Source organism: Burkholderia sp. NFPP32 (assembly GCF_900119325.1).
GTDB classification, from domain to species: domain Bacteria; phylum Pseudomonadota; class Gammaproteobacteria; order Burkholderiales; family Burkholderiaceae; genus Burkholderia; species Burkholderia pyrrocinia_C.
Genome location: NZ_FPJP01000080.1, coordinates 1 through 1,443, shown reverse-complemented (window position 1 = coordinate 1,443; position 1,443 = coordinate 1). Strand labels below are relative to the sequence as shown.

Sequence of the window (1,443 nt, the reverse complement as noted above, 5' to 3'; positions counted from 1 at the left end):
CTCGTCATAAGTCGCTCCCGCCTGCATTCTGACGGGTAGCAAATTACATGAGGCAACGACCACGGTCGGGTAACAAATATCCTGAGTCAATGCGGTTCTCATCTTGATTGACGCGCGGCAGTAAGCCCCCGGCAATGTCACCTTGAACATGCGGGTGACGAAAGCGACGATCGTGTCCACCTATTTTTTAAATGGACACGTGTACTCTATGGACGAGAATGAATCGATTTCGGAAGTGGTGCAGCCGACGCGGCGACGCCGCCACAGCAAGGAGTTCAAGGAGAAGGTGATCCGTGCGGGCGATGCAGCCGAACGTGTCGATCGCCGCGGTCGCGCTTCATTACAAGTTGAACGCGAATTTGCTGCGTCGCTGGGTGGCCGCGCAGGAGGAACAAGACGCCGCGCGTGAGGCACGCCAGGCGATGAGCGCGCCGCTGGCGGAGTTTGTTCCACTGCAAGTGGAAGCGCCGGGCGCGGCAGTCGTTCCGACGGAGATTCAGATCGAGGTGCGCCGCGGGGCGGCGACCGTGACGGTACGCTGGCCACTATGTGCAGCCGCCGATTGCGCAGCCTGATGCAAGGGTGGCTGCGATGATCCGAATCGACGCGATCTGGTTGGCGACCGAGCCCATCGATATGCGTGCGGGCATCGAGACGATTCTGGCGCGTGTCGTGAAGGTGTTCGGCGCGGCGCGACCGCACCACGCGTACCTGTTTGCCAATAAGCACTCGACGCGTATAAAGGTGCTCGTGTATGACGGGTTCGGTATCTGGCTGGCCGCGCGTCGCCTGAACAAGGGACGGTTCATCTGGACGAATGGGGATCAGGCAGTCGCCACCGCACTAAATCCCGAGCAGTTGCGAGCGCTGGTGACCGGGCTACCCTGGCAGACGCTCACGCACGATCACGCGATCATGGTCGTGTAATACCCCCAAAGCCGTAAACTGGCTTGCTTCCGCGGCGGGCTGGGTTCTGGCAGACTGGCCGCATGAACCTACCCGCCGATCTCGACGCCCTGAGCCCCGACGAACTGCGCACGCTGGCTGCGCAGTTGATGGCTCAGGTCGGCGAGAACGAGCGGGAGCTGCACCACCGTCAGACGCGCATCGACCAGCTCACGCACGAGATTGCTGCGCTCAGGCACCTGCATATCGGCAAGCGCAGCGAGCAACTCAACGTCGAGCAGATGAGCCTGCTCAATGAGGCGATCGACGCTGATCTGGCCGCACTCGAAATCGAGCTCGAGCAGCTACAGTCGAATACGGCGCCGGACAAGCAACATCAGAAGCCAAAGCGCACGCCCTTGCCGCCGCAACTGCCGCGCACCGACATCCGCCATGAACCTGATGTCGATGGCGGTCCAAATCCGCGCTTTTTGGGCGGCGTTAGATAGCGGCGGCACGATATGTTGCGCAATATGAGAAAGCGACAGCCAATCGCGA

Annotated in this window: 3 protein-coding genes and 1 pseudogene; 3 read left to right on the top strand and 1 reads right to left on the bottom strand. The window is 61.1% G+C overall.

Annotated features, from left to right (window positions below):
* On the bottom strand, nt 1-180 hold a 180-nt coding region (locus BT264_RS39750), incomplete at its 3' end, for a hypothetical protein (RefSeq protein ID WP_218173380.1).
* Nucleotides 181-293: 113 nt separating this feature from the next.
* Between BT264_RS39750 and BT264_RS40380 the strand changes: the two genes are divergently transcribed.
* The 3 genes and pseudogenes from BT264_RS40380 to BT264_RS37250 all read left to right on the top strand — a co-directional run.
* On the top strand, nt 294-575 hold the full coding sequence (locus tag BT264_RS40380; protein WP_256260786.1) for an IS66 family insertion sequence element accessory protein TnpB: 282 nt from the start codon (nt 294-296) through the stop codon (nt 573-575).
* 16 nt (nt 576-591) lie between these two features.
* Entirely contained in the window at nt 592-927 is a 336-nt protein-coding gene (gene tnpB / locus BT264_RS37255) for an IS66 family insertion sequence element accessory protein TnpB (protein WP_072445495.1), read from the top strand.
* A gap of 62 nt (nt 928-989) precedes the next feature.
* A pseudogene (locus BT264_RS37250) lies at nt 990-1,349 on the top strand (transposase); the annotation flags it as partial.
* Nucleotides 1,350-1,443 lie beyond the last annotated feature (94 nt).

What these genes read in the sequence shown, in the direction of transcription:
- tnpB (WP_072445495.1), top strand. Translation starts at nt 592, where the DNA reads ATGATCCGAATCGACGCGATCTGGTTGGCGACCGAGCCCATCGATATG.